General features: G+C 43.8%; 25 protein-coding genes. 4 read left to right on the plus strand and 21 right to left on the minus strand.

The annotated features are described in order from the left end of the window. Position 1: 1 nt before the first annotated feature. The 6 genes from rhaR to mcpB all read right to left on the minus strand — a co-directional run bounded on the left by rhaR (position 2) and on the right by mcpB (position 11,408). Complete coding sequence (rhaR, locus tag NST22_RS16330) at positions 2-778, minus strand: rhamnose catabolism operon transcriptional regulator RhaR (protein WP_009968057.1); 777 nt, start codon at positions 776-778, stop codon at positions 2-4. Between the two features lie 56 nt (positions 779-834). Then, on the minus strand, positions 835-2,904 hold the full coding sequence (locus tag NST22_RS16335; protein WP_003244479.1) for a bifunctional aldolase/short-chain dehydrogenase: 2,070 nt from the start codon (positions 2,902-2,904) through the stop codon (positions 835-837). Between the two features lie 137 nt (positions 2,905-3,041). Further along, complete coding sequence (gene tlpB / locus NST22_RS16340) at positions 3,042-5,030, minus strand: methyl-accepting chemotaxis protein TlpB (RefSeq protein WP_003243983.1); 1,989 nt, start codon at positions 5,028-5,030, stop codon at positions 3,042-3,044. Between the two features lie 113 nt (positions 5,031-5,143). Further along, complete coding sequence (gene mcpA / locus NST22_RS16345; RefSeq protein ID WP_003244077.1) at positions 5,144-7,129, minus strand: methyl-accepting chemotaxis protein; 1,986 nt, start codon at positions 7,127-7,129, stop codon at positions 5,144-5,146. A gap of 125 nt (positions 7,130-7,254) precedes the next feature. Then, complete coding sequence (tlpA, locus tag NST22_RS16350; RefSeq protein WP_003243846.1) at positions 7,255-9,243, minus strand: methyl-accepting chemotaxis protein TlpA; 1,989 nt, start codon at positions 9,241-9,243, stop codon at positions 7,255-7,257. Between the two features lie 176 nt (positions 9,244-9,419). Beyond that, a complete protein-coding gene (gene mcpB / locus NST22_RS16355) occupies positions 9,420-11,408 on the minus strand; it encodes a methyl-accepting chemotaxis protein McpB (RefSeq protein ID WP_003243461.1) in 1,989 nt (662 codons plus the stop codon). Between the two features lie 157 nt (positions 11,409-11,565). On the opposite strand from mcpB, the gene NST22_RS16360 reads away from it, so the two are divergent. Beyond that, a complete protein-coding gene (locus NST22_RS16360; RefSeq protein ID WP_003243977.1) occupies positions 11,566-12,303 on the plus strand; it encodes a protein-glutamine gamma-glutamyltransferase in 738 nt (245 codons plus the stop codon). 13 nt (positions 12,304-12,316) lie between these two features. On the opposite strand, the gene NST22_RS16365 is transcribed toward NST22_RS16360, so the two are convergent. From NST22_RS16365 to NST22_RS16395, 7 genes are all read right to left on the minus strand, one after another. Further along, on the minus strand, positions 12,317-12,571 hold the full coding sequence (locus tag NST22_RS16365; protein WP_003244393.1) for a hypothetical protein: 255 nt from the start codon (positions 12,569-12,571) through the stop codon (positions 12,317-12,319). A gap of 257 nt (positions 12,572-12,828) precedes the next feature. Continuing rightward, entirely contained in the window at positions 12,829-13,227 is a 399-nt protein-coding gene (locus NST22_RS16370; protein ID WP_003243483.1) for a secondary thiamine-phosphate synthase enzyme YjbQ, read from the minus strand. Beyond that, positions 13,187-13,321: a hypothetical protein gene (locus NST22_RS16375; RefSeq protein WP_003243642.1), complete on the minus strand. Its 135-nt coding sequence runs from the start codon at positions 13,319-13,321 to the stop codon at positions 13,187-13,189. The genes NST22_RS16370 and NST22_RS16375 overlap by 41 nt, the downstream gene beginning before the upstream one ends. A 25-nt stretch (positions 13,322-13,346) precedes the next feature. Further along, entirely contained in the window at positions 13,347-15,011 is a 1,665-nt protein-coding gene (locus NST22_RS16380) for an alpha-glucosidase (RefSeq protein ID WP_003243842.1), read from the minus strand. Between the two features lie 126 nt (positions 15,012-15,137). Further along, on the minus strand, positions 15,138-16,427 hold the full coding sequence (locus NST22_RS16385) for a hemolysin family protein (protein WP_009968059.1): 1,290 nt from the start codon (positions 16,425-16,427) through the stop codon (positions 15,138-15,140). A 43-nt stretch (positions 16,428-16,470) separates the two neighbouring features. Beyond that, a complete protein-coding gene (locus NST22_RS16390; RefSeq protein ID WP_003228889.1) occupies positions 16,471-17,148 on the minus strand; it encodes a zinc metallopeptidase in 678 nt (225 codons plus the stop codon). Positions 17,149-17,189: 41 nt separating this feature from the next. Continuing rightward, entirely contained in the window at positions 17,190-17,453 is a 264-nt protein-coding gene (locus tag NST22_RS16395; RefSeq protein ID WP_003243434.1) for a hypothetical protein, read from the minus strand. 46 nt (positions 17,454-17,499) lie between these two features. Here NST22_RS16395 and mstX point away from each other — a divergent pair, with 46 nt between their 5' ends. Then, positions 17,500-17,832, plus strand: a complete 333-nt coding sequence (gene mstX, locus NST22_RS16400; protein WP_003228886.1) for a biofilm formation protein MstX — start codon at positions 17,500-17,502, stop codon at positions 17,830-17,832. After that, on the plus strand, positions 17,829-18,815 hold the full coding sequence (gene kbfO, locus NST22_RS16405) for a potassium channel protein KbfO (protein ID WP_003242502.1): 987 nt from the start codon (positions 17,829-17,831) through the stop codon (positions 18,813-18,815). The genes mstX and kbfO overlap by 4 nt, the downstream gene beginning before the upstream one ends. Here the strand turns inward: kbfO and NST22_RS16410 are convergent. From NST22_RS16410 to NST22_RS16430, 5 genes are all read right to left on the minus strand, one after another. Continuing rightward, positions 18,812-19,216, minus strand: a complete 405-nt coding sequence (locus NST22_RS16410; RefSeq protein WP_003228878.1) for a YugN-like family protein — start codon at positions 19,214-19,216, stop codon at positions 18,812-18,814. The two genes, kbfO and NST22_RS16410, sit on opposite strands and share 4 nt — an antisense overlap. Positions 19,217-19,275: 59 nt before the next feature. Next, on the minus strand, positions 19,276-19,647 hold the full coding sequence (locus tag NST22_RS16415) for a hypothetical protein (protein WP_010886601.1): 372 nt from the start codon (positions 19,645-19,647) through the stop codon (positions 19,276-19,278). A 58-nt stretch (positions 19,648-19,705) separates the two neighbouring features. Then, positions 19,706-21,058: a glucose-6-phosphate isomerase gene (locus NST22_RS16420; RefSeq protein ID WP_003243401.1), complete on the minus strand. Its 1,353-nt coding sequence runs from the start codon at positions 21,056-21,058 to the stop codon at positions 19,706-19,708. Between the two features lie 111 nt (positions 21,059-21,169). Continuing rightward, positions 21,170-22,342, minus strand: a complete 1,173-nt coding sequence (locus tag NST22_RS16425) for an iron-containing alcohol dehydrogenase (RefSeq protein WP_003228872.1) — start codon at positions 22,340-22,342, stop codon at positions 21,170-21,172. A 103-nt stretch (positions 22,343-22,445) separates the two neighbouring features. Beyond that, positions 22,446-23,609 (minus strand): iron-containing alcohol dehydrogenase, encoded by a 1,164-nt coding sequence (locus NST22_RS16430; protein WP_003228869.1) that lies wholly within the window; start codon positions 23,607-23,609, stop codon positions 22,446-22,448. A gap of 229 nt (positions 23,610-23,838) precedes the next feature. On the opposite strand from NST22_RS16430, the gene NST22_RS16435 reads away from it, so the two are divergent. Next, entirely contained in the window at positions 23,839-24,075 is a 237-nt protein-coding gene (locus NST22_RS16435; protein ID WP_003220771.1) for a DUF378 domain-containing protein, read from the plus strand. Positions 24,076-24,152: 77 nt separating this feature from the next. Here NST22_RS16435 and yugI read toward each other — a convergent pair whose 3' ends face one another. The 3 genes from yugI to NST22_RS16450 all read right to left on the minus strand — a co-directional run bounded on the left by yugI (position 24,153) and on the right by NST22_RS16450 (position 26,408). After that, entirely contained in the window at positions 24,153-24,545 is a 393-nt protein-coding gene (gene yugI / locus NST22_RS16440) for a S1 domain-containing post-transcriptional regulator GSP13 (protein WP_003228864.1), read from the minus strand. A 201-nt stretch (positions 24,546-24,746) separates the two neighbouring features. Beyond that, the gene (locus NST22_RS16445) at positions 24,747-25,907 is read right to left on the minus strand and encodes an aminotransferase (RefSeq protein WP_009968069.1); all 1,161 of its coding nucleotides are present in this window, start codon (positions 25,905-25,907) and stop codon (positions 24,747-24,749) included. Beyond that, positions 25,908-26,408, minus strand: a complete 501-nt coding sequence (locus NST22_RS16450) for an Lrp/AsnC family transcriptional regulator (RefSeq protein ID WP_009968070.1) — start codon at positions 26,406-26,408, stop codon at positions 25,908-25,910. Positions 26,409-26,432: the final 24 nt, after the last annotated feature.

Here is a 26,432-nt window from a genome sequence, read left to right on the forward strand (position 1 = left end):
TTCACCCTCTCTTCGAAAGAGGAACAGCTGTCACCTTCACCTTTTTGTCCTCAAGAGCTTTTACCGATGCCGGATCAAGTCCAGAATCCGTAATAAGGCGGCTGACATCTTGCAGCGAGGCGATATGTGAAAACTCGCGGTTCCCCCATTTGCTTGAATCGGCCATCAAAATGGTCTGGTCCGACCTTTCGATCATCCGTTTTTTGAGCAGCGCCTGCCACTCATTTGAATCACTCATCCCGTTGTGTACGTCAAATCCCTTACATGACAGAAAGGTTTTATTGACATGATAGGTCTCAAGTGAACGCTCTGCTAACGGGCCGGCAAATGATAATGATTTTTCCAGCAAAATGCCGCCTGTTGAAATGACTGATATGTTTTCTTTATTGCTGAGTTCAATAGCTGCTTTCATTGAGTTTGTAATCACGGTGAGCTCAATGTCAGGGAGTATTTTTGCCATGTACCAAGCGGTTGTGCTTGCATCGAGAATGATTCGGTCTCCGCTTTTTACATATTTGGCCGCTTCGTGAGCGATGGCTTTTTTTTCGATGACATTCGTGATTTCCCGTTCAGAAAAATGAATTTCTGATTCCTTCTGCTGAATACTGACCGCTCCTCCGTGGCTCCGGCTCAGTTTATGTTCTTTTTCAAGCTTTTCAAGATCACGCCGAATGGTTTCCTCTGTGACTGAAAAAATGTCACTTAATTCGGAAACGCGGATGCTTGAACGCATATTTACTATTTCCACTATTTTTTGCTGCCGTTCTGCTACTAGCATCGGTAACGCCCTTCCTCATATCGTAGTCCGTCTTATATTTTTATCATAGCATATATCTAACGCGTAAAAGCAGCAGGGACGCCGCCGTCTACCGTGATCATGCAGCCCGTTGTTTTTTCGGCTTTGGAAGAAGCGAAGAATGCAATGGCTTCGGCAATATCCTCCGGGTAAATATTGACGAGCAATGCTGTCCGTTTCCGGTAATGTTCCTCCAGCTGATCCGGTTCAATCCCGTACGCCGCGGCTCGTTCCTCACGCCAGCTTGAACCCCAGATTGCCGATCCTTGAAGAACTGCATCAGGCAAAACGGAGTTGACCCTAATGCCGAATTCTCCGCCTTCTGCTGCGATGCATCTTGCTAAATGGGTTTCAAGCGCCTTAACAGAGCTGTAGGCAGAGGCGTTTTTTCCCGCATAAACTGAATTTTTCGATCCGACAAATACCATGCTTCCGCCTCTATTTTGATGTTTCATCTGTTTAAACGCTTCACGGGCTACAAGGAAATAGCCTGTTCCTAAAACATTCATATTAAGATTCCATTCTTTTAGACTTGTTTCGTCAAATGGGCTTGATGTGGCCAGCCCGGCATTATTGACGACGATATCAATGCCGCCGTAAGCAAGCGCCGCTCGTTCAAAAGCTGACTGTACGTCTTCCTCCTTTGTCACATCCATTTTGACAGCCATTGCCCGTCCTTTTCCGTATGCATCGTTTATTTCCCCGGCAATTTTCTGTGCGCCTTCTATATTCAGATCAGCTACGATCACGTGCCCTCCCTCAGCTGCAAATCGGCGGCATGCCGCACTGCCGATTCCGCCGGCTCCTCCAGTTATCAGCGCTACTTTTCGGGAAAATTCTGCTTCCGGCGGGGCCAGCGTGAGTTTATATAGTTCGAGCGGCCAATATTCGACATGGTAGGACTCATTTTCATGTAAAGAAACAAATTGCCCCAGAGCGGTTGCTCCTTTCATTACGGCGATGGCCCTCCGATATAAAGCCCCGCTTACTTTAGACATCGCATAACTTTTTCCTGTATTCACCATTCCGATTCCAGGAATCAATATCACCCGCGGGGCGGATTCAAAGATTTGATCCCCATCCTGCTGATTGCGTGTAAAGTAAGCCTGATACTCTGATGTAAAGGTCTCGACTCCTGACTTGATCAGATCTGCAAGCTTGTGCACATCTTGAGTTTCCGGATTCCAATCAATGTACAGCGGAACCCGTTTTGTGTGAACAAGGTGATCCGGGCATGCCGCACCGATTTGCGAAAGTGCTGGCGCTTGGACACTGTTTACAAATTCCAAGACATCGTCATGATCATCATAGGAAAGGATCATTTTCTTTTCTTCACTTACTGCTCCTCTGATCACAGGCATGATGCCTGCCAAGATTTGTTTTCTTTTATCCTCCGGCAGCGGCTGATACCTTTTGCCTCCGAATACCTCATGCTGATTGATACGATCGTTAATATACTGCTCGGCTTCTTGAATGATGGATATCGTTTTTTGATAACATGTTTCAGACGTCTCTCCCCAAGTGACTAAGCCGTGTTTCTCCATTAATACAAGCTCGGCGTGGGGGTTGTTTGCTACGCCTTCAGCGATCATTTTAGACAAAGTAAATCCAGGACGGACGTATGGCACCCATACAAACCGATTTCCGTAAATGTCTTCAGCGATTTGTTTTCCATTATCCGCACAGCATATGCTGATAATCGCATCTGGATGGGTATGGTCAACATGTTTGTATGGCAGAAAAGCGTGTAATAGCGTTTCAATTGAAGGGCGGGGATGTTTGCTGTCTATCATACAATGAGACAGGTAGTCTACCATTTCTTCATCGGGCATTTGGTCCCTTTTAATCAGCGGGCGGATATCATCTAATTTCAAACCGGAAAAGTTATGCGCTTTCATTGTTGCCAAATCCGATCCGCTTCCTTTTACCCACATGACTTCTATTTCACGGCCTCTAAAATCCTTTTCCGTTGTTTTCATAGATGTATTCCCCCCGCCCCAGTTGCAGACAGTGCGGTCTGACCCGATCAGATTGGACCTGTACACCAATTCCTCTACACCTTTAGGTAGCTGTGCAGCTCGCTCTGAATCCCATATATGTTTCACCATATTTGATATTCCTCCATACCCTTTTATTTGTATCCGTTTTCATTATATATGATTTCTGTTTGTTTTTGAATCGTTTTTGTTTATTTTTGCTTTTTAACAAAAAAAGAAAGCAGCAGATATGCCGCTTTCTCGTTTCATTATGATTCTATTTTAAATTTCTTCGTAATGTCCTGAAGTTCTTCCGCCATGTTTGCCAACGTTTCCGCTGAAGAGCTGATTTCTTCCATGGACGCAAGCTGTTCTTCCGCCGAAGCTGCGATATCCTGAATGCCTGCTGAGCTTTCTTTCGCCACTGCAGAAATATCTTCAACAGCACTTGACACTTCCTGTGATCCGGCTGACAGTTGTTCAACCGTCGCGTTCAAGTTTTGCAATTCGCCGGAAATTTGGGTTGTCATCTCATAGATTTGTTTAAAGCTTTCCGCTGTTTGATCCGTAATCTGCAAGCCTTCTTTCACTTCATGATTCACGGATTGGAACATTGAAAGTGAGGTGCTGATTTCCCTGACAATCTCTTGAATTAATCCTTCAATTTCCTTGGCGGAGTCTGCTGATTGTACAGCAAGTTTTCTAACCTCTTCCGCAACTACTGAGAAACCTCTTCCGTATTCTCCCGCTCTTGCCGCCTCAATCGCAGCATTTAATGCAAGCAGGTTGGTTTGATCAGCAATGCCGTTAATCACATTCAAGATGCTTGTGATGTCTTGCGATTTTGTTTCAAGGCCCTTCACAACCGCTTCCGCTTTTTGAACGGATTGGTCAATTGTTTTCATCTGGCCGACTGTATGCTCCACCAGCTTTTCTCCGCTGCCCGCTGCCTCAGAGGACTGAATCGATGATTTCGTAATGGTTGAAGAGGCTTGAGCCACTTTTGAAATCCCCTCGTTCATTTGAGAAAGATGATTTGAGCTTGTTTCCAGTTTCTCGCTTTGTGCCTCGTTGCCATCTGAGAACTGTTCGATGGCAAGTGTAATATGTTCAGTTGCCTTGCTTGTTTGGGCTGCGCTTGCTGTCAGCTCCTCAGAAGATGAAGCGACGTTTTCTACAGACGTTTGAATAACGCCTATTACAGAACGCAATGATGCAGACATTTCATTAAAGCTTTCGCCAAGCTGGCCAAACTCGTTTTTCGAGTGAATGTCAATGACTTCTGTGAGATCTCCGCTGCTGATTTTTGCAGACGTTGAGACAAGTTTTCTTAACGGCTTGGTGATGGCACGGATAATATAGAGTATGAGTATGCCGCCGATTACTATTGACACGCATAGAATGATAACCGCAGTGTTCAGCACCGGGCTTGAAGCATCTTGCAATTCACTGACAAAATATGTGCCCGCGATTTTCCAGCCAGTCAGTTTATTTGTCGTAAAGGCCATTTTCTTTTCTTTGCCTTCGAATGTATATTCAAATGAGCCTTCTTTTTTGGAATATACTTGGTTTGTCCAATCGCCGGAACCGGTTGTCCCCGGCTTAATGGTCGGATGGGCGATATATTTTTTGTTGCCTGTCGTAATAAATGCAAAGCCTTCTTTTCCGATTTTGATTCTTTTTGATGCAGTAAGCACTTCATCCAGGTTTAAATCTAGCGCTATAACCCCTGAACCGTCTTTTAATTGTTTTGAAATTGTGACAACGATATCTCCTGTCGCTTCATCGGTATACGGTTCTGAGAAAACAGCTTGTCCTTTTTCCGCAACCGCCTGTTTGTACCAGTCACGTCCTGTCGGATCGAAACCTTTCGGAACACCGCTATCCGGATATTTATAAAGCTTCTTATCTTCTGAGGCAGCATAGATTGCGCCTACATCGTCGTTAAGTGTCGTGTACTGCTTAAATTTCTCTTTCAGTAATGTTTTGTTTTTGCCTAACAATATGTCTTTATCGACTGTCTCACTATAATAATCTATTGCTTTTACTTTATCTTCTAATTTATTTTGCAGCGTACTGTTTAGTTCTTCAACATTTCCCTTCGCACTGCTTATGAGCTCTCTGTCTAACGCGTTCCAAGCTGATTGATAACTGAAATATGCTAAAACCCCAACCGGCAAAATAAGCACTGCCAGAAACGCAGCGATTAGCGGTTTGCTGATCGATGGCTGTTTGATCCATTGTATGAATTTTCCCATTCTCGTTGACTCCTCCTTTAAGATAAATCTAATATCGTCAAACTAGGATAAAAGGTTTAATAAAAAAACTAAAAAAAACACCCAAGCGCAACAAGCTTGGGTGTTAAGGCTTATTATTCAATTTTAAATCGTTTGGTCATATCCCGAAGCTCTTCCGCCATAGAGGAAAGGGTCTCTGCAGACGAGCTGATTTCTTCCATGGAAGCTAGCTGCTCTTCAGCTGACGCCGCGATATCTTGTATATGCGCTGAGCTTTCTTTTGAAATCGATGCAATGTGCTCAGACGCTCCCGAAACTTCTTCGGAGCTGGCAGAAAGCTGCTGAACCGTCGCACTCATATTTTGCAGTTCGCCGGCGATTTGGTTCGTCATTTCAGAAATGCGTTTGAAGCTCATTTCTGTTTTATCTGTGATGTCAAGTCCTGTCTGCACCTCTTGATTGACAGATTGGAACATGCCGAGTGATGTATTGATTTCCTTCACAATTTCGATGATTAATCCTTCAATCTCTTTTGCTGAATCTGCTGACTGTACTGCCAGTTTTCTTACTTCTTCCGCTACAACGGAGAAGCCGCGGCCGTACTCGCCTGCGCGCGCTGCTTCAATTGCTGCGTTTAAGGCAAGCAGGTTCGTCTGGTCTGCGATGCCGTTGATCACACGCAAAATGTTTGTAATATCTTTCGATTTCGTTTCCAATCCGCGTACGACTTGCTCCGCTTCTTTAACGGACTTGTCAATGACATTCATTTGGCCGACGGTTTGATGAACAAGCTTGCCGCCTTCACTTGCAATTTCTGTCGATTGAACAGATGAATCAGTGATCACTTCAGAAGCTTGAGCCATATTCGTCAACCCGTCATTCATTTGATAAATGTGCTCTGCTGCCGTTTCAATGTTTTCGTTTTGTTTTTCATTGCCGTTAGAAAATTGTTCAATCGCCAATGTAATGTGCTCTGTTGCCTTGCTCGTTTGCGCAGCTGATGCAGTCAGCTCCTCAGAGGAAGCGGCAACATTGTCTACCGAATCCTGGATGGCGTGTATGAGAGAACGAAGTGACGACGCCATATTGTTAAAGCTTTTGCCGAGCTCGCCCAATTCATCTTTTGAACGGATATCAATGGTTTCCGTCAAATCTCCCTCGCTGATCCGCTTAGAGGAACCGACAAGCTGTTTCAGCGGTGTTGTAATCGACCGAATGATCAATGTCATGACGATAATCCCTATGATAATAGCTGCGGCCAAGACAATTAAAGCAAGGTGAAGGACAGGCTGGGCTGCCTCATGGATTTCATCCAAATACATGGTGCCGCCGATCTTCCATCCCGTCAACTTGTTTGTGTCAAAGGCCATTTTTTTCTTATCGCCATCCATGGTGTATTGAAAATCGCCTTTATCAGCACTCAACATCTTATCGAGCCAGTCGCCTTTTAATTCAGTTCCTGATTGTTCATTAGGGTGTGCGACAACTTTTTTGTCCTTCGTCATGATAAATGCGTAGCCTTGTGTGCCGATGTTGACTTTTTTGGTTGTTTTCAGCAGATTTTCAATCGTCATGTTGATTGCGATAACGCCTGAACCATCTTTTGTCTGCTGGGCGATTGTCACAACCATCGTATTTGTCGACGCGGTTTTATAAGGGTCTGTGATCACGACTTTCCCTTTATTTGCAACCGCTTTTTTGTACCAGTCGCGTTCAACCGGATTATAGCCGCTTGGCATCGGAAGATCCGGATAGCGGGTAAAGTGCCCTTTTGTGTCACTTGTATAAATGGATTCTACATCCTTGTTAATGCTGATATATTGTGAGAATTTCTCTGCAATGCTTGCATTGCTTTTTGCATTGTATTTCTCTTTTGTCAGCCATTCGCTGAAATAATCAGCACTGTTTTCTTTTTCGCCGATGCTGGTGTTAATGATTTCGTTTAATTGCTGTACATTTTCCAATGCGCTCCCCATCATCTGTCTGTCGAGTGAGCTGCTAGCCGATTGATACGCAAAGATCGCCAATATGACAACCGGTATGATGAGGATCGACAGAAAGGAAACGAGAAGCTTCCGTGTAATTGATCTTTGTTTTATGAGTTGGAGTATTTTTTTCATCATTCATTTCTCCTTTTTTATGCTACCCTTCATATCGGCTGGAAATGGGTAAATATATACAGCAAAAAAGAAGAAATTTAACAAAAGTAACTAATTTCCCATAAATAAATAGTATTTTAGACCTATTATTTGTCTACTTTAAATTGTTTTGTCAGATCACGGAGTTCTTCAGACATTCTTTCAAGCGTCAGTGCAGATGAACTAATCTCCTCCATGGATGCCAGCTGTTCCTCAGCTGAAGCGGCGATATCTTGGATGCCATCCGAGCTTTCCTTAGAAATGGCAGTGATATCATTTGAAGCTGCGGAAATTTCTTGAGCTCCCGCTGACAGCTCCTCAACCGTCGCATTCATGTTTTGCAGCTCGGAAGCAATTTGATTGGTCATTTGCGATATATGTTTGAAGCTCTGTTTAGTTTCATCCGTCATGACAAGCCCTGTTTCAACTTCTTTGTTTACGGACTGAAGCACGTTCAGTGATGTGTGAATTTCTTTTACTATTTCACTGATCAGCGATTCAATTTCTTTTGCTGAGTCAGCCGACTGTACCGCGAGCTTTCTCACTTCCTCAGCGACGACTGAGAAGCCCCGGCCGTATTCACCCGCTCTGGCAGCTTCAATGGCGGCATTTAAAGCCAAAAGATTGGTTTGATCCGCAATGCCGTTGATGACACGCAAAATATTCGTGATATCCTTTGATTTGATCTCCAGCCCTTTCACCACTTGTTCCGCTGCTTTTACGGAATGGTCAATTGTGTTCATTTGGCCGGCTGTTTTCTGGACGAGTGTCTCCCCTTTGCTTGACACTTCGGTTGAATCTGCGGATGTTTCTGTAATCACTGCTGCAGCCCGCGCCAGCTCTGCCAATCCGTCATTCATTTCATTAATTTGTTCGGTTGTCGTTTCTATTTTCTCGCTTTGGCTTTCACTGCCGTTTGAAAATTGCTCGATAGCCATCGTAATGTGCTCAGTGGCTCTGCTTGTCTGGTCTGCCGATGCAGTCAGCTCTTCAGACGAGGAGGCAACGTGTTCTACTGAGTCTTTGATCCCGTGAATGAGCGAGCGAAGCGAGTGTGCCATATGATTGAAGCTCTCACTCAGAACGCCGAGTTCATCTTTTGAATTGATTTCAATCGTTTCGGTTAGATCGCCTTCACTAATTTTTTCAGCGGATGCGACAATGCGTCTCAATGGCTTTGTGATGGATCGAATCACAAAATAAATCGCCGTCATTCCAGCTCCGATGGCAATCGCCAGAACGATTGAAGCCATGATCAGAACCCTGCTTGCAGCATCGTGAATCTCGTTTGCATACATCGTGCCGCTGATTTTCCAGCCTGTTGTTTGGCTTGTTGCAAATGCCATTTTTTTCTTTTTGCCTTTGTACGTATATTCAAAGTCCCCGCTTTTATCCTTGTAGAGCTTATCAACCCAGTCCCCTTTTAGCTCTGTTCCCGCTTTTTCTCCGGAGTAGGCGATGACTTTCTTGTTTTGGCTCAAAATAAAAGCATAGCCTTCTTTTCCGATATTGATTCCTTTCGCGGTAGTGACTAAGTCATCAATTTTCATATCAATGGCGACAACGCCTGACCCATCCACCGTTTGACGGGCGATGGTGACGACCATTTTTCCTGATGAAATCGATTCATAAGGCTCAGTGACAATTGTTTTGCCTTTATTGGCCATTGCTTCTTTGTACCAATCTCGTTCCAAAGCATTAAAGTCGCTTGGCATGTCAGCGTACGGATAACGTGTGAAGTCCCCGTCTTTGCCGCTTGAAAATACCGCAGCGACATTATCATTCATTTGGATAAATTGTTTAAATTCCTGTTTCAGCTCTGTTTTCTTTTTATCCTGAAATTTTTCTGCTGTAGCCCAATCGCTGAAATATGCGAGGCTTTTTTCAGTAGTGCTGATTTTATCATCAATGATGTGATCTAATATCTGAACATTTTCCTTTGCGCTTTGCGTCATCTGTACATCAAGTGAGGCAACTGCTGATTGATAAGCGCTAACCGAAAGGGCGGTTATCGGAACAATTAAGATCAGCAGGAAAGAAATAATAAGTCTCCTTGCAATTGATGATCTGCGAATAGTGGTGAGTGTTTTTTTCATTTCCTTTTGAACCTTCTTTCAATAATTTACAAATTATATCGGCGGATCTTCCTTTAAATTACATTGAAAATGGAGGAAAAAATGAAAAATAGTTCTAAATTCACCTGTTAAACTAGGACTTTATTATTGTTTACCATATAAAAAAACAGCGCTTTGATAGCGCTGTTTTTCGGTTTTTACTCGATTTTAAATTGTTTCGTCAGATCGCGAAGCTCTTCTGCCATCTGCGCAAGAGTCGTCGCTGAGGAACTGATTTCTTCCATGGAAGCAAGCTGTTCTTCAGCTGATGCGGCAATGTCCTGGATGCTTGCCGAGCTTTCTTTCGACACGTCTGCAATGCCGCTGACTGCTGCTGAAACATGCTGTGAACGGTCTGACAGCTGCTCGACGGTGGAATTCATCGTCTGCAGCTTGCCCGCGATTTCGTTTGTCATGCTGAAAATGCTCTGGAAGCTTTCTTTTGTATTGTCTGTGACAACAAGTCCGGACTGTACTTCCTGATTGACCTCTTTAAACATGTGAAGAGAGGTGTCGATTTCTGCGACGATTTCTTGGATCAGCTTTTCGATTTCTTTCGCTGAATCGGCTGATTGGACAGCCAGCTTGCGCACCTCCTCCGCTACGACAGAGAAGCCGCGTCCTGACTCTCCGGCACGCGCCGCTTCAATGGCTGCATTTAGTGCAAGCAGATTTGTTTGGTCAGCGATTCCGTTGATGACTCTCAAAATGCTTGTGATGTCTTTTGATTTTCCTTCTAAGCCTTTGACAACAGCTTCAGCCTGCTGAACAGATTGATTAATCGAGTTCATTTGTCCGACTGTCTGCTGCACAAACTTCTCACCCGTTCCGGCGATTTCCGTTGATTGGATAGATGCCTTTGTAATATCTGACGATGTTTGTGAGACTTGCTGGAGTCCTTCATTCATTAAGTTCAGCTGATGAGAGCTGGATTCAACCTTTTCGCTTTGCTCCTCGTTTCCGTTTGAGAACTGCTCAATCGCCATCGTAATATGCTCGGTGGCTTTACTCGTCTGCCCGGCAGATGCGGTAAGCTGTTCGGAAGATGCGGCCACATTGTTCACCGAGTCCTGAATAGCGCTGATCAGAGAGCGGAGAGATTGTCCCATTTCATTGAAGCTTTCCCCAAGCTCTCCAAGCTCATCCTTTGAATGGATTTCGATCGTTTCGGTCAGATCCCCCCTGCTGATCGTTTTCGATGATTGAACAAGACGTTTTAACGGTTTTGTAATCGAACGAACGATAAACAGAATTAAAATTCCGCCTGCCACAATGGAAGCAATCAGCACAATCATTCCTGTTGTCAGCACAGACTTTGAGGCATCCTTAATTTCATCCATATACATTGTGCCGGCTATTTTCCAACCAGTCAGTTCGTTTGTAGTATAGGTCATCTTTTTATCTTCGTTATTAAGAGTATACTGGAGTTCACCGCTGTCATTCGCATACATTTTGGCTACCCAGTCGCCTGAAAGCTTTTCTCCAGCCTTATGGTTCTTGTGGGCGACATAGGTTTTGTTTTTTGTTGCAATGAAAGCATAACCTTCTTTTCCGACCTTGATTTGTTTCATTTGTTCTAACAATTTATCAATGGTAATATCCATGGCGACAACGCCAGATCCGTCCTTCAGCTCCTGTGCAATGGTAATGACCATGCTTCCGTCACTCGCAGCCACGTAAGGATCTGTCACGACAATTTCACCGCCGGCCTTCATCGCATCCTGGTACCAAGGCCGTTGTCTCGGGTCGTATCCTTCCGGCAATTTTTCTTTTGGCGCTTGTACATAAGTGCCGTTATCTGCGCCCCCATAAATTCTGGCTACTCCTTGATTAATAGATACATATTGTGAAAATTTAGCTTTGATCTCTTCTTGATTTGATTTCCCTTTGAATGCGGATCTTTTAAGAGATTCACTGAAAAAGGTGACTGCTTTCGCTTTTTCTCCCAGATCATTTGTAACAGTTGTATTAAATGTATCGACACTGTTTTTCGCATTTCCCATAATTTCCTGATCCAGCTTTCCGCTGGCGCTTCGGTAAGAGCTAAATTCTAATATAAGAATAGGGATAATGAGAATCGCAATAAATGAGACGATTAATTTCTTTGAAATAGACGGTTTCTTCAGCCAATTGATAAAAGTCTTCATGTCACTTGCTCCTTCAGGTTTGATACAGTATATATCGGCTGCTTAAAAAAGTTTTAAAATAAAAAATGGAAGAAGTTCTTTTTGGCTGTCTTCTGCCTTTTTAACTTTCATTGCCCAAGCTCTTTGCATATCTTATAAAAAACAAGGGGGGCTAAACATGATTATTGTATCAGGACAATTGCTCCGTCCCCAGGATATTGAAAATTGGCAGATTGATCAAGATCTGAATCCGCTCTTAAAAGAGATGATTGAGACGCCTGTTCAGTTTGATTATCATTCAATTGCTGAACTGATGTTTGAGCTTAAACTGCGGATGAATATTGTAGCAGCGGCAAAGACGCTGCACAAAAGCGGGGCGAAGTTTGCCACTTTTTTAAAAACATACGGGAATACAACGTATTGGAGGGTTTCACCGGAGGGCGCCTTGGAGCTGAAATACAGAATGCCGCCTTCAAAAGCGATTCGGGACATTGCAGAGAACGGCCCGTTTTATGCGTTTGAATGCGCAACCGCAATCGTTATCATTTATTACTTGGCCTTAATCGATACAATCGGAGAAGATAAATTCAATGCCAGCTTTGACAGAATTATTTTATATGACTGGCATTATGAGAAATTGCCGATATATACGGAAACAGGACACCACTTTTTCCTTGGAGATTGTTTGTATTTTAAGAATCCTGAATTTGATCCGCAAAAGGCGCAATGGAGAGGCGAAAATGTGATACTACTGGGGGAAGATAAATATTTTGCCCATGGTCTTGGAATCTTAAACGGAAAGCAAATTATTGATAAGCTGAATTCTTTTAGGAAAAAAGGAGCCTTACAGTCAGCCTACCTTCTGTCTCAGGCGACCAGACTGGATGTTCCGTCTCTTTTCCGCATCGTCCGCTAAAAAGCCCCATCGCCTATTTTCCGGACGATGGGGTTTCAAATGCCTTTCGTTTTCGATAGAAGGGGGCTGTGCCAAAATATTGGTTCGCAGCCCACTCCATTTTTTCAAGGTCATTTCTTGTCACGATTGGATCCTGGCTGCTCCATTTGATAAAGCGGACAAAATAGTAGCCTTTGATAGGAACCATTGTAACTTTTGAGTGAGGCCAGCCTTCAAATACAAACTCAATTTTCCCTCTTTTTTTATAAGAATATTGAAGAATGTTCATATCTGTCACCTCAGTTTATCAAGTTACGTTCGGCAAAGCTCGGTACGTTTACATCCATTGATTAACTATCCCTCATGCAGGCTTTCCGGAAAACAAAGGGTGAGGCGCGTGTCTCTTTCCCTCGCTTTTTATTTCGCATATGGACGAATGCCAAGCACGCCTTCATTCGATAAAGCCGCAGCGTGGGCGGGTGTGACAAGCCCTCCGGCTATCGGCGCTTGTTCAGCGATCATGCTTTTGTCATAAAAAACAGCCTATTATCCCATCATTTTGATATAGCATGTCCGGGTGCGAGGCCCGTCAAATTCGCAGAAATAAATGCCCTGCCACGTTCCAAGAATAAGCCGGCCGTTTTCCACAATGACATGCTGTGAAGCTCCGACCGTACTCGACTTCATGTGTGCAGCTGTATTGCCCTCCATATGGCGGTCCAGCTCATGTTCCCACGGATATACCTCATCAAACCTTCTGAGCATATCTTTTTTGACGTCCGGATCGGCATTTTCATTAATTGTAATGCCCGCAGTCGTATGCGGACAGTAAATCAGCGCTGCGCCGCTCGTTATACCTGTTTCTTGAAGAAACGCTTCCACCTCCCGGGTGATATCTATCATTTCATCTCGTTTGGTTGTTTTGATTTGCAGTGTTTTCAGCATTTGTTTCTCCTTTCGTTTGTCCGCTCTCATCGCTTAATTCGTTCTGTGTTCTTTTTTTTCCTGTTAAACCGCTCTCATAAACCCGATAAAACAAAAAAACTCCAGTCTAAGGCTGGAGTTTAGCACCATAGATATATTCTTGCTTCATACGGCTTTAAGAGTACTGATGTCATATGCTTGTGCGGCTCTGTTTCAATATTTGACAAGACGAGTGCATCTGATGACAATGGCAATCCAGAGTGCCTGAACAACGCCGGTGTTCCTGTCAGATTGGCCGCAATCAGTGCAGTATGGCTCTCGTTTTTCCGAAGATATGCAAAGATTTGCTGATCTTCCGGTAAAATGAGCTCGTATGTCCCGTTAATAAAAACATCATATGTTTGGCGCAGCTTGATCAAGCTTTTGTAAAAATGGTAAACGGATGTTTTATCGTTTTTTTGCGCCTCGGCATTCAGCCATTTGTAATTCTCATTGATTCCGATCCACGGTTTGGCCTCAGAAAATCCGGCGTATGGACCAGCATTCCATTGCATCGGCGTTCGCGAATTGTCTCTTCCCTTTTTCCAGACAATCTTCATCACATCCTCGTGTGATGTGCCTTTCGCTGTTTTTGTTTCATACAGGCGTTTCAATGCGACATCATCATAGTCCTCAATAGATGGAAAAGCCACGTTCGTCATCCCGAGTTCCTGTCCCTGATAAATAAACGGTGTGCCTTTCATGAGAAAATAAACAGCGGAAAGCGCTTTTGCACTTTCTTTCAGGTACACTCCGTCGTCTCCCCACACAGAAACTGAACGGGGCTGGTCGTGATTCTCCATAAACAAAGCATTCCAGCCGATCCCTTCCAGACTGTCCTGCCAGTCAGTTAAAATTCGTTTAAATGCAACGATATCAATACTTTCATTGATCTCTACATCCCACAGGCCGAGATGCTCAAATTGAAAAATCATGCTGAATATGCCGTTTTTTTCTCCAGCCCAATCAGCTGCTTCTTTTGCAGCGACGCCGTTTGCTTCACCAACTGTCATAATCGGATAGCGGGAAAATGTGTTTTCCTTCAGCTCTGTTAACAAATCCATAATGCCGTCAGCATTCATATGATAAGGAAAGGAAGGGACATAGTCCAGTCCCTTTGGATTCGGCATGTCAGGAAACCCTTCTTTTTTCTTAATATGCGTAATGGCATCCACCCGAAATCCGTCAATTCCTTTATCAAGCCACCAATTGATCATGTCATAAACGGCATTCCTCACCTTTTCATTTTCCCAATTCAAATCAGGCTGTTTTTTATCAAAAAGGTGCAGATAATACTGGCTTGTCTTTTGATCATACTCCCAAGCCGGCCCGCCGAAAATGCTTTCCCAATTGTTGGGCGTTTTTCCGTTTTTGCCGTCTTTCCAAATATACCAGTCGCGCTTTTCCGAGTGTATGGATGAACGGGATTCTATGAACCATGGATGTTCGTCGCTTGTGTGGTTCACAACGAGATCCATAATCAGCTTCATATCCAGATCATGAATGTCACCAAGCAGCTCATCAAAATCTTCCATCGTGCCAAACTCGCTTAATATGTTTTGATAATCCCTGATATCATAGCCATTATCGGCATTCGGTGAATCATACAGCGGGCAAATCCATATGACGTCAGCGCCCAGCTCTTTTATGTAAGAAAGCTTGGTTCTGATTCCTTGAATATCCCCGATTCCGTCGCCATTTGAATCTTTAAAACTGCGGGGGTAAATTTGGTAAACTACGGCTTCCTTCCACCAAGCCTTTTTCATACAGCCACTCCTTCCCAGTGTACCGTTCTTATATATCCTATGTAGAAAAAGGTCTTTACAGCATTGCTTTTTAAGAAATGACTTGATGACACAAAAAACAGCCGTTTGTTCCCCGGCTGTTTTTTATCAAAAATCAGTTTTTTTTATTTCTACAAAACGGATGTGGTGATCTTCGGCGTCGAGGATTTTAAATTCACAGCCCTCCGCGTGTATCACATCCCCTGCTTTCAGCTCCATTTTTTGCGTTAGAAGCCAGCCTGCAATCGTATCAATTTCTTCATTTTCAATCGCAATGTCGAGAAGGTCATTCACTTCGTCTATTAGCGCTTTTCCATCCATCACATAATGGTGCTCGCCCTTTTTCAGGATGTGCGGTGTTTCATCCTGATCATACTCATCGCGGATTTCCCCGACGATTTCCTCGATAATATCCTCTACAGTGACAAGCCCCGCCGTTCCCCCGTATTCATCGACAAGAATCGCCATGTGAATCCGCTCCTTCTGCATGCGGATTAAAAGCTGCTGAACAGGAATGCTTTCAATGACTCTGATAACGGGCCTCATGATTTGATTCAGCTTTATCGGCTGGCCGAGAAAATAAGCTTTAAACATATCTTTGCTGTTGATGATCCCTAAAATATGATCCTTGTCATCTTTGATGACAGGGTAGCGTGTATACCGTTCATTAATGATGTGATGAATTGCCTCTTCAAGCGACTGCTCCAGAGAGATAACCGCAATTTCTGTCCGCGGAATCATAATCTCTCTCGCTACCCGGTTGTCAAATTCAAAAATCTTATTTACATAGCGGAATTCAGACTGATTGATTTCTCCCTTTTCATAGCTTTCAGAAAGGATCAGCCTTAGTTCCTCTTCGCTGATGACAACCTGATGCTCCTTTACCGAATGAAAGCCAAACAATTTCACAAGAAAACTTGCAGAGCCGTTTAATGCTTTAATAAACGGGTACGTGATTTTATAAAACCAGATCAGCGGCTTTGCAATCCATAAGCTTACAGCTTCAGCTTTTTGAATAGAAACCGTTTTCGGGGCAAGCTCCCCCATCACCACATGCAAAAAAGTGACGATGATAAATGCAACTACAAATGTGACAATGTGGTTAAACGGTTCCGGTATGCCTGTCATTGTAAATAAGGGATGAAGAAAACGTTCAAATGTAGGTTCACCAAGCCACCCAAGGCCGAGGGCTGTAATCGTAATCCCGAGCTGGCAGGCTGATAAATACTCGTCAAGATTGGAGATGATTTTATGTGCGGCTAGTGCTCGGCTGTCACCGCTTTCGATGAGCTGATTGATTTTTGAACCTCTGATTTTGACGATCGCAAATTCCGCTGCAACGAAAACAGCCGTAATGCCAATCAAAACAAAAATGGCGATCAATTGTAAAATAAGCAAAAAAAGCCCTTACCATAAATGGTAAGGGGCCACCTCCTTAACGTTAATTCTCATCACGACCGTTTAAGAAAATCATCACAAAACGAAGTAGTTCAAACAGGGAAACCAGGGCGGCGGCCACATACGTTAAGGCAGCAGCACTCAGCACTTTATTTACCCCATTTTCTTCATTGTTTCGGATGAATCCTTCTGACACAATAATCTGCTTCGCACGTGAACTTGCATTGAATTCGACAGGCAATGTAATCAGCTGGAAAAAGACAGCCGCTGAAAACAGTATGATGCCAAGCCCGATCAAATTCAGGCTGCCGAGAAGCATGCCTCCTAAGAAAAGCAAAGGAGCTACACCGGATGCAAAATTCACGACTGGGAAGATTTTATGTCTCAGCACAAGCGCACCATATGACTCCTGATGCTGCAAGGCATGTCCGACTTCATGGGAAGCTACGGATATGGCGGAAATTGAGCGGCCGTAATAGACCGGCTCAGATAAACGCACCACCCGTCTTGTCGGGTCGTAATGGTCTGTTAAAGTGCCTCTTACCGGTTCGACCGGCACGTCGTAAAGACCGTTTATATCTAAAATCCGTCTTGCCGTTTCTGCCCCTGTACGTCCGCTTGAGGCTTCCACTTTTGAATATTTTTCAAAGTTGCTCTTTACTTTAAATTGTGCCCAAAACGACAATCCCAATGCGGCTATTGTTAAAAATATAAACAGCATTTTTTCATCATCCTTTGTTCATGATCATTTCTCTATTACGATTATTTTAATGAGTTTTCTTTCTCGTGTACAGAAATGCGCTTTTTCTTCCGGCTTGGAGCACACAATCCAATCAGCAAAAAGAACAGGCCTGCTGAAAACAAATAAAAGGCGAAACTGCCGGCCAGTTCTTTCAGAAAATGAAGCCAGGAGAAGCTTCCGGAAAAGTGATTATATGAATTCAAATCGAAAATAAACAAAATCACCGCGGATGCCGCCAGCTGCGTACCGATTAAAACCACGATCGTTCTTTGAAAGATCGTCATCTTTTTCATCCTTTTTGTTTTAGTTTATGGAGAAATCCGGTTTTATATGTTTTGTACATTTTTTGAAAAACATCACCGGAAGTGGGACATACTGTTAGAAAAAAGCACGGGTGTGATGGAAGCTATGAAAGTGACGAGTGAGGAAAAGGAACAGCTGAGCACAGCAATCGACCGAATGAATGAAGGACTGGACGCGTTTATCCAGCTGTATAATGAATCGGAAATTGATGAACCGCTTATTCAGCTTGATGATGATACAGCCGAGTTAATGAAGCAGGCCCGAGATATGTACGGCCAGGAAAAGCTAAATGAGAAATTAAATACAATTATTAAACAGATTTTATCCATCTCAGTATCTGAAGAAGGAGAAAAAGAATGAAATCAAATCGGATATTTATTTCATGGCTCAGGTGGCCGTTATTTATCCGAATCGGGGTTATTATTTTATGTCTGATTCTTTTGTTCGGCCAAATCATTTATATACTTGAGCCTAAGCAGTTCACTTCGGTATTCGAAGGTATTTGGTGGGCTGTCGTTACGGTTTCTACAGTCGGTTATGGAGACTATGTGCCGCACACTCCGCTGGGACAGGCAGCCGGAATACTGCTGATTTTGAGCGGAGCAAGCTTTGTCACAGCGTATTTCGCTACGTTATCAGCGGCCGCATTCAGCAGACAGCATCGCTACATTGAAGGAAAAGTTGCTTACAAAGGCCGGGACCACATCATTCTGATCGGGTGGAATGAAAAAACAAACCGGCTTTTGAAGGACCTTCAGCTTGCCGCCCCTTCCAAAACAGTCGTACTAATCGATGAATCCTTAACAGAAGGCCCGCTTATTGAAAACGTTCATTTCATACGCGGGCACGCTGCCGATGATGGGACACTGAAACGGGCCAATATTACTGAAGCGGAATCAGTGATGATTACTGCCGATCAGTATAAAAGTGAAACTGATGCTGATATGCTGTCAGTGCTGACTCTTTTATCTGTTAAAGGTCTTAATCCCCTTGCTTACTGCATCGTCGAGATTTTAACTGACCGTTTTGTCACCAATGCGGAACGGGCAGGCGCAAACCAAATCATCGGAACTTCAGAATTTATCAGCCGGGCGATGCTGCAGCATTACCAAGTCAAGTTACGGCCGTCTAAACAGCAGAACGGAATCAAGCTGACACTTGATCAGCATGTGGAGCTTCTTGCTGTTCCTGACGAACTAAAGGGAGCGGCTTACAAAACCTGTGTTCTCTATTTCCTTGATCACAACACAACAATTATAGGCATACAAAAAAAGGAGGGGCCGATGCTTTCCCCTCCTCTTACATACAAGGTGCTCGAAACAGATCAATTCCTTGCCATCTAGTGTAACAGAACATCCTCCAATTCTTTCACGAGAGAGGCGCCGATATCCAAAAATGCCGGATCAATTTCCGCGTCCCGCCTTTCCGGTTCGGAAAATTGATTAAACAGTGATTGGAAAGGCCCTCCCTCGGCGTGATCGTCAACATCCGCCTGAAACACCTGTCTCAGCATAAATGGCGTTCCGATCCGGACGGCCGCCCCTCGTTCATCGAGACTGCCCTGTACCGCATTGACGGGAATTCTTAAAAATAAATAGCCGTCTCTATCATCAATTTTATAATCAAAGTAGCCATGATCGTATTCCCAGCCGCCGTTTATCACATAACCGAGCGGCTTCATCACTTGTTCCAGTTCTTGAAGCAGAAAAGACTGCCCATCTATCGCGGAAGGTATTGGTATCATCAGAATGCCCCTTTTTTCACTTATCCTGTCCCGCCGAACAAGACTTCATTCAGAGGCGCCTACATGGAAATCGTTGTTTCTTTCGCGCGGCCAACAGGAAAGAAAGCGCATTCAATTAAGAAGTAAACAGCCATTGCCGCTGCAAGCCATACAGCTGAATCCCAAGACACATAAACAACCGTTGCATAGAGTCCTAATTTAGTGAAAAGAGTATGGGTTCGTTTTAAATGCAAAATCCGATGTACCGCATCGGTAAAAAGGGCAAGCGGCAAACCAATGAGAAGAAAGGAGTGGATGAAAAAATGTGACAGCGTGCCGCCAAAGCTTGAAGAAAACCCTGTATACACGGCATCAAAGGAGATAAGGAAACTTAAAATAGCTGCAGAAAAACCGGCAATGATGAGATGTTTAACCAATTGTTTCATGAACATCAGCACCTTTCTGATTTTATAAAAAGCCGACCGGCAAATGCCAGTCAGCTTTCTCACATTAATCTTCCAGACGTTTTTCAAGCTCTGCTTTTTTCTCTTCAAAGCCAGGTTTGCCGAGTAACGCAAACATATTGACTTTATACGCTTCTACACCAGGCTGGTCAAACGGATTGACGCCAAGGAGGTAACCGCTCATCGCGCAGGCTTTTTCGAAGAAATATACAAGGTATCCAAAAGTATATGCATTCAGCTCAGGAATGTTAACGATTAAGTTCGGAACATTTCCGTCTGTATGGGCAAGCATTGTACCTTGGAATGCTTTTTTGTTAACGAAATCAACAGTTTTACCGGCTAAATAGTTCAAGCCGTCAAGATCGTTATCCGCTTCCTCAATTGTCAGTTCATGTTTAGGCTTCTCTACGTTCAGGACCGTTTCGAATAAATCTCTGCGGCCTTCTTGTACATACTGGCCTAAAGAATGAAGGTCTGTTGAATAGTTCGCTGAAGAAGGATAAATGCCCTTCTCATCTTTCCCTTCGCTTTCTCCGAACAGCTGCTTCCACCATTCCGCAAAGTATTGAAGCGCCGGTTCGTAGTTGATGAGCATTTCAATTGTTTTGCCCTTATTATAAAGGACATTGCGAACAACCGCATATTGGTATGCTGGGTTATCTTCCAGTTCAGATGTTGCAAAATCTTTGCTCGCATCCAGGGCGCCTTTCATCATGTCGTCAATGTTGACGCCGCTGACAGCAATCGGCAAGAGACCTACAGCTGTTAAAACTGAATAACGGCCGCCGACATCGTCAGGAATTACGAATGATTCAAAGCCTTCTTCGTTAGAAAGCGTTTTTAATGCGCCGCGCTCTTTATCAGTTGTTGCATAAATCCGCGCTTTCGCTTCTTCTTTACCGTATTTCTCTTCAAGAAGCTTGCGGAAAATACGGAAAGCGATTGCAGGTTCAGTTGTCGTACCTGATTTAGAAATCACATTAATAGAGAAGTCAACATCTTCAAGAAGATCCATGACGTCTCTCATATAAGATGAACTGATGTTGTTCCCGATAAAAATGACTTGCGGATTGCCGCGTTTTGCTTTTGGCAAAGTGTTATAAAACGCGTGATTCAGCGCTTCAATCGCTGCCCGCGCTCCAAGATAAGAACCGCCGATGCCGACAACAAGCAAGACATCAGAGTCAGATTTGATTTTTTCCGCGCTTTTTTTGATGCGCGCGAATTCTTCTTTATCATAATGTTCAGGGAGGTCCACCCAGCCTAGAAAATCGCTGCCCGCGCCTGTTTTCTCATGGATATTATGGTGTGCTGTTTTTACAAAGTCCCGCAGGTATGTAAGTTCATGTTCGTTGAAGAAAGTCAACGCTTTTGAGTAGTCAAAGCGTACATGCGTCATTGCTTGTCCCTCCATAACGGTATAATGTTTTCATCTTTCACTTTATATGAACTTATCTGTGAAATCAAGTCAAGAAGAAAGGGCGGAATGACTGGATTCCGCCCTTTGGGTTTATAGAGACGCGCGAAGGATGGCAAGCACGTCATCTTTGTTCAGTTTTTGGAAGTTGCCGAAGCCGCCGTGTTCCATTTCCTTGGCTGCGATATCAGCAATCAGCTCAAGCTTTTCTTCTCCAATATTGTAATCAGCAAGACGAGAAGGTGCACCGAGGCTTGTCCAGAACGCAGACAGTTTATCGATTCCTTCAAGCGCAATTTCTTTATCTGTTTTGCCTTCAGTATCAATGTCAAACATGTTGAGCATAAGGTTTTTAAAACGGCCTACATTTGTATCAAGCGTGTATCTCATCCAATTTGGGAACAGTATTGCCAAACCGCCCGCGTGCGGAATATCATATACAGCTGAAACAGCGTGTTCCATTGTATGAGAAGCCCAGTCACCGAAGTATCCCATTTGGAGCGTGCCGTTTAAAGCAATAGTACCAGCATACAAAATCGTTTCACGAAGTTCGTAGTTTTCCAGATCTTCAAGAAGCTTAGGAGCTGTTTCGATGACCGTCTGCAAAACAGCAAAGCACATTCTATCCTGAAGCGGCGTGTTTTCAACATTATGGAAGTATTGTTCGAATACGTGGCTCATCATGTCAACCATGCCGTATACTGTTTGATTTTCTGGAACGGTGAACGTATTTTCAGGGTCTAAAATAGAGAAACGCGGATGAGTGACATTGCTGCCCCATACAAATTTCTCGTTTGTTTCCCAGTTTGTAATCACGGAATCAGGGTTCATTTCAGACCCTGTTGCAGCAAGAGTTAAAACAGTGCCAAACGGCAGCGCATCCTCCGCTGTTACTTTTTTGCTGAAAATATCCCAAGCGTCACCGTCATATTTGACGCCAGCTGCGATTGCCTTTGTACAGTCAATCACACTGCCTCCGCCGACAGCAAGCAGAAAATCAATGTCATGCTCTCTGCAAAGTCCTATGCCTTTTTCCACTGTCGCAAGACGCGGGTTTGGCTCTACACCTGACAGCTCATGAACAACAGCGCCCTCTTCTTTTAAAATGCCTGTGACTTGATCATAAAGGCCGTTGCGTTTAATGCTGCCGCCCCCGTAAACAAGCAGTACATTCTTGCCGTATCGTTTGAATTCTTTTCTTAATTGTTCAAGCTGACCTTTTCCAAAAATCAGCTTTGTCGGATTATAATAAGTGAAATTTTCCATAGTAAAACCTCCAAATGATGCTGGTAAAAAACAGATTTTCCATTGTAACATAAGTTGACAAAAAAGAAAAAGGGAAGCAGCCAAACGGCTATTTCCCCTTTTTTTATAGTGATGCTTTCAAAATTGACAGCACATCTTCTTTGTTGAGTGATTTAAATTGGCCGAATGTACCGTTAGCCATTGCCTTGTCAGCGATTGTGTCAAGCTGCTCATCATTAATATCATAATCAGCAAGACGGTTCGGAGCGCCAAGACTTGTCCAGAATGCGGACAGCTTATCGATACCTTCAAGGGCAATTTCTTCATCCGTTTTACCTGCTTCTTCAACATCAAACACGCGAACTGCAAGCTGTTTCATGCGGGCAGGGTTTTCAGACAATGTGTGTCTCATCCAATTCGGGAACAGAATCGCCAGTCCGCCGGCATGCGGAATATCATAAACGGCTGATACTGCATGTTCAATATTATGAGTAGCCCAATCCCCTCTTGCCCCCATAGAAAGCATGCCGTTTAATGCGATTGTTCCTGTGTACAGGATCGTCTCACGCAATTCGTAATTTTCGAGATCATTGATCAGCTTAGGCGCTGTTTCAATGACTGTACGCAAAAGTGATTCACACATGCGGTCCTGATACGGCGTGTTTGATACATGATGGAAGTATTGTTCGAATACGTGGCTCATCATGTCAACCATCCCGTAGATCGTGTGGTTTTTAGGTACGGTGAATGTATTCACCGGATCAAGAATCGAGAATTTAGGGAATACGAGCGGGCTGCCCCAGCCGTATTTTTCTTTTGTTTCCCAGTTTGTAATAACAGATCCTGAGTTCATTTCTGAACCAGTTGCAGCGAGAGTCAATACCGTTCCGAATGGCAAAGCATCTTTTGGCTGATGCTTTTTCGTAACGATATCCCACGCATCACCATCATACTTCGCTCCTGCGGCAATCGCTTTTGTACAGTCGATTACGCTTCCGCCTCCGACAGCCAGCAAGAAATCAATGTTTTGTTCTTTACAGATGGCAACACCTTTATTAACAGTCGACACACGAGGATTCGGTTCCACACCTGCTAATTCATGCACGGTCGCTCCGGCTTTATTCAGCTGTTCAATCACTTGATCATACAGGCCGCTGCGTTTAATGCTGCCGCCTCCGTACACAAGCAATACGTTTTTTCCGTAAGGTTTGAGTTCCTCCGGAAGTCTTTCCACTTCGCCGCGCCCGAAAATTAATTTGGTCGGATTCCAGTATGTAAAGTTTTGCATGACATCTCCTCCTTAGATTTTTTATTATGCAGAATGTCCTCACCACATGTAAAGCAATCAGCTCTCACCGATCAGCATACCAGATGGTTTTATTTTGCAAGGTGCTGGGAAAGAAGCTGATATAAGCGAGGGCAGGCCAGCTTCCCTCATATGGAGAATGCATGTATAGATTCTCCAATATGTCACAATCTATAACTGTTTTAATAATTCATGGAGGAGGTTGCAAAACATGAGTACCATTCAAAGAATTTGTCTTGTATTAACCATCATTGGCGCCATTAACTGGGGACTGATCGGATTTTTCCAATTTGACTTAGTAGCGGCTATCTTCGGCGGCCAAGGGTCAGCTCTTTCCCGAATCATTTACGGACTTGTCGGAATCGCCGGCTTAATCAACCTCGGTCTGCTATTTAAGCCAAACGAGGAAAGATCACGTGAAGAAGCAGCAAATCCTGAAATGCGATAGGATATCAATCACGCTGAAATAGGATTTTGCATGAAATCAAAAGCACCGAACATTCCTGTCCGGTGCTTTTTTCATGCTTATTTTTTGATAAGGTCTTTGCGGTTGGACATTTCGATCCACTCTTCAAGCTTATCTTTTAATGTGTTGAAACCTTGTGGTGTAGAAGCTTCTTCGCTTACTTGAGCAGCTTTAGGTTTTCTTGGTTTGCTTTCTTTTTTCTCAGGCGCAGCTTGTGTCGCACGAATTGAAAGGCTGATTTTGCCTTTTTCTTCATCAACAGCAAGTACTTTTACTTGTACTTCGTCGCCAACTGAAAGGTGCTCGTTGATATCTTTTACGAAACCGTGAGTCACTTCAGAAATGTGTACTAAACCTTGAGTTTCTTCATCTAATGCAACAAACGCACCATACGCTTGTAATCCTGTAACTTTACCAGTGTAAACACTGCCCACTTCAAATTTTGCTGCCATTCATAACAACTCCTAAGTTAAATTAAATATCTGTTTATACGCAATTTAAAATTATATCACACATGTCTTATTTCCGCAAAGAAAACTTTTTTATAAAAAATCAGGTTTATGCACAGCAAAAAGGGGGTAAACTGAAAATACCAAAGGCTTTCTAGTATTCCCCCCTTTTATTGGATGCGAACAAAAGGTTCGTATCTTTTTTTATGTTGTTTTGTGCAGGAAGCGTTTCATTCTGACTAACGCTTCTTGAAGCTGTTCAATCGAGGTTGCGTATGAACAACGGATATATCCCTCACCGCTCGGACCAAACACACTTCCAGGAACAACTGCCACTTTTTCCTGCGTCAGTAGCTCCTCGGCAAACTGTTCTGAACTCATTCCCATGCTTTTGATAGATGGAAAAGCATAGAAAGCGCCGCCCGGATGATGACAGCTGAGACCGATTTCATTGAGCGATTCTACAAACAGATTCCGTCTTCTTCGATAGCTTTTTTTCATTTTTTCTACGTCTTCCATGCCGTTCTTCAGGCCTTCAAGGGCGGCAAACTGCGCCATTGCGGGCGCGCACATCATCGCATACTGATGAATTTTAAGCATGGCATCCCGAAGCAAGGATGGTGCCGCGGCAAAACCGAGCCTCCAGCCCGTCATTGCAAATGCTTTTGAAAAGCCTGAGATGACTACCGTCCGTTCCTTCATTCCCGGTAATGCCGCTATACTTGTAAATTCCTCATCATATGTCAGCTCCGCGTAGATCTCGTCGGCTAAGACGATGACATCATGTTTTTTGGCAAACTCAGCAATCTCATTCAGCTCTTCCTTCGAATAAACCGAACCTGTCGGATTCGATGGTGAGCAGATGAGAATGGCCTTTGTTTTTTCAGTGACTGCCGCTTCAAAATCAGCAGCCGTTGCTTTAAATCCTTTGTCTGCCGTTGTATGAACGTGAACCGGGATACCGCCTGCCAAAGAAACAAGCGCATCGTACGCAACAAAACACGGCTCAGGAATGATGACTTCCTCACCTGGATTCACAATGGCGCGGATCGCAATATCCAAAGCCTGACTTGCCCCCACTGTCACAATCAGCTCATTATCTGGCGAGTAGCTAAGGTCAAACCTGTTGCTCAAATAACGGCTGATTTCCTCCCGCAATGAGTATAAACCCGCATTGGCCGTGTATGACGTATATCCTTGTTCAAGAGAGAGAATGCTTGCTTCGCGGACATTCCATGCGGTAACAAAATCAGGCTCGCCGACGCCTAAAGAAATGACGCCTTCCATCGTTGCCGCCAAATCAAAGAATTTGCGGATGCCGGATGGTTTTATTTGTTGTACATAGTCTGATAAATACGAAGTCATTTACGGTGACACCACGATTCTTTTGTCGTCGTCTCCTGTTTCAAACACTTTGCCGTCATGCTTGTATTTTTTCAGGATAAAATGGGTTGTCGTAGATACAACTGAATCAAGCGTTGAGAGTTTATCCGAAACAAAACGCGCTACGTCAGACATCGAATTGCCGCGAATCACGACAGACAAATCGTATACGCCTGACATCAGGTAAACTGATTCAACCTCTTGGAATCGGTAAATCCGTTCCGCCACTTCATCAAAACCGACGCCCCGCTTCGGCGTTACTTTGACGTCAATCATGGCCGTAACGCCCTCATGTCCGTCGACTTTTCGCCAGTCAATCATAGCGGAATAATCGATAATAACCTTTTCTTTCTCCAGTTTGTCAATAATTGTTTTCACTTCATTTACAGGGATGCCCGCCATCTTTGCGATTGTTTCTAAATCGGCGCGGCTGTTTTCGTCTAAAATTTCTAATATTTCTGTTTCTTTTTCTGTCAATTTCATTTGATTCACACCTTTGCAATGTCA

Source organism: Bacillus sp. PS237 (assembly GCF_037963345.1).
Classification (GTDB): domain Bacteria; phylum Bacillota; class Bacilli; order Bacillales; family Bacillaceae; genus Bacillus; species Bacillus subtilis.

Excerpts from the sequence above, each read along its gene's own strand:
- rhaR (WP_009968057.1), bottom strand. The coding sequence starts at position 778 with ATGCTAGTAGCAGAACGGCAGCAAAAAATAGTGGAAATAGTAAATATG.
- NST22_RS16335 (WP_003244479.1), bottom strand. The coding sequence starts at position 2,904 with ATGGTGAAACATATATGGGATTCAGAGCGAGCTGCACAGCTACCTAAA.
- tlpB (WP_003243983.1), bottom strand. The coding sequence starts at position 5,030 with ATGGGAAAATTCATACAATGGATCAAACAGCCATCGATCAGCAAACCG.
- mcpA (WP_003244077.1), bottom strand. The coding sequence starts at position 7,129 with ATGAAAAAAATACTCCAACTCATAAAACAAAGATCAATTACACGGAAG.
- tlpA (WP_003243846.1), bottom strand. The coding sequence starts at position 9,243 with ATGAAAAAAACACTCACCACTATTCGCAGATCATCAATTGCAAGGAGA.
- mcpB (WP_003243461.1), bottom strand. The coding sequence starts at position 11,408 with ATGAAGACTTTTATCAATTGGCTGAAGAAACCGTCTATTTCAAAGAAA.
- NST22_RS16360 (WP_003243977.1), top strand. The coding sequence starts at position 11,566 with ATGATTATTGTATCAGGACAATTGCTCCGTCCCCAGGATATTGAAAAT.
- NST22_RS16365 (WP_003244393.1), bottom strand. The coding sequence starts at position 12,571 with ATGAACATTCTTCAATATTCTTATAAAAAAAGAGGGAAAATTGAGTTT.
- NST22_RS16370 (WP_003243483.1), bottom strand. The coding sequence starts at position 13,227 with ATGCTGAAAACACTGCAAATCAAAACAACCAAACGAGATGAAATGATA.
- NST22_RS16380 (WP_003243842.1), bottom strand. The coding sequence starts at position 15,011 with ATGAAAAAGGCTTGGTGGAAGGAAGCCGTAGTTTACCAAATTTACCCC.
- NST22_RS16390 (WP_003228889.1), bottom strand. The coding sequence starts at position 17,148 with ATGCTGTTTATATTTTTAACAATAGCCGCATTGGGATTGTCGTTTTGG.
- NST22_RS16395 (WP_003243434.1), bottom strand. The coding sequence starts at position 17,453 with ATGACGATCTTTCAAAGAACGATCGTGGTTTTAATCGGTACGCAGCTG.
- mstX (WP_003228886.1), top strand. The coding sequence starts at position 17,500 with ATGTTTTGTACATTTTTTGAAAAACATCACCGGAAGTGGGACATACTG.
- kbfO (WP_003242502.1), top strand. The coding sequence starts at position 17,829 with ATGAAATCAAATCGGATATTTATTTCATGGCTCAGGTGGCCGTTATTT.
- NST22_RS16410 (WP_003228878.1), bottom strand. The coding sequence starts at position 19,216 with ATGATACCAATACCTTCCGCGATAGATGGGCAGTCTTTTCTGCTTCAA.
- NST22_RS16415 (WP_010886601.1), bottom strand. The coding sequence starts at position 19,647 with ATGTTCATGAAACAATTGGTTAAACATCTCATCATTGCCGGTTTTTCT.
- NST22_RS16420 (WP_003243401.1), bottom strand. The coding sequence starts at position 21,058 with ATGACGCATGTACGCTTTGACTACTCAAAAGCGTTGACTTTCTTCAAC.
- NST22_RS16425 (WP_003228872.1), bottom strand. The coding sequence starts at position 22,342 with ATGGAAAATTTCACTTATTATAATCCGACAAAGCTGATTTTTGGAAAA.
- NST22_RS16430 (WP_003228869.1), bottom strand. The coding sequence starts at position 23,609 with ATGCAAAACTTTACATACTGGAATCCGACCAAATTAATTTTCGGGCGC.
- NST22_RS16435 (WP_003220771.1), top strand. The coding sequence starts at position 23,839 with ATGAGTACCATTCAAAGAATTTGTCTTGTATTAACCATCATTGGCGCC.
- yugI (WP_003228864.1), bottom strand. The coding sequence starts at position 24,545 with ATGGCAGCAAAATTTGAAGTGGGCAGTGTTTACACTGGTAAAGTTACA.
- NST22_RS16445 (WP_009968069.1), bottom strand. The coding sequence starts at position 25,907 with ATGACTTCGTATTTATCAGACTATGTACAACAAATAAAACCATCCGGC.
- NST22_RS16450 (WP_009968070.1), bottom strand. The coding sequence starts at position 26,408 with ATGAAATTGACAGAAAAAGAAACAGAAATATTAGAAATTTTAGACGAA.